Consider the following 633-nt stretch of genomic DNA (forward strand, 5'->3'; position numbering starts at 1 on the left):
ACCTCACGCAAGCCCGCGAAACACTCCGGCGCCTCCCCCGCCAGCACCCGGAACGACCCCGCCGTCACATGAACCGACGACACACCCTCAGCCACGAACGCACGAATCTGCTCGGCATCCACAACGCCGGGATCGGCCAGCACCACACGCCCGCCCGCAGCCAACGGCACCCACAACTCGAACAACGACACATCAAACGCATGCGGCGCATGCATCAACACCGCATCATCCGGACCCACCTCCCACTCACGCTCACCCACCAGCGCCGCCGCACTCCCATGCGGCACCGCCACACCCTTCGGCACCCCCGACGACCCCGACGTGTACATCACATACGCCACGTCACTCGCAGCCGCCGGTATCCAGCACTCATCGGCGCACCCCGCCATCGCGGCCGCCGTAGCCGGCTCGTCCACGACCACGACGCGCGCACCAGCTCCCTCCGGCACCACCGCACGCGTCGACACCGAGCACACCACCACCGCCGGAGCACAATCCGCCAAGACGAGGGACACCCGCTCGGCCGGAGAACCGGCGTCCACCGGCACATACGCCGCCCCCGCACGCCACACCCCCAGCAGCACCGCCACCAGGTCCACGGACCGCTCCATCACCACCGCGACCCGATCACCA

General features: G+C 69.5%; 1 protein-coding gene. It reads right to left on the reverse strand.

All coding sequences use genetic code 11. The annotated features are described in order from the left end of the window. A partial coding sequence (locus IF78_RS44675; protein WP_244889813.1) for an AMP-binding protein occupies positions 1–611 on the reverse strand: 611 nt, incomplete at its 3' end. Positions 612–633: the final 22 nt, after the last annotated feature.

The organism is Streptomyces bicolor (assembly GCF_000719285.1).
In the GTDB taxonomy this organism is placed as follows: Bacteria; Actinomycetota; Actinomycetes; order Streptomycetales; family Streptomycetaceae; genus Streptomyces; species Streptomyces bicolor.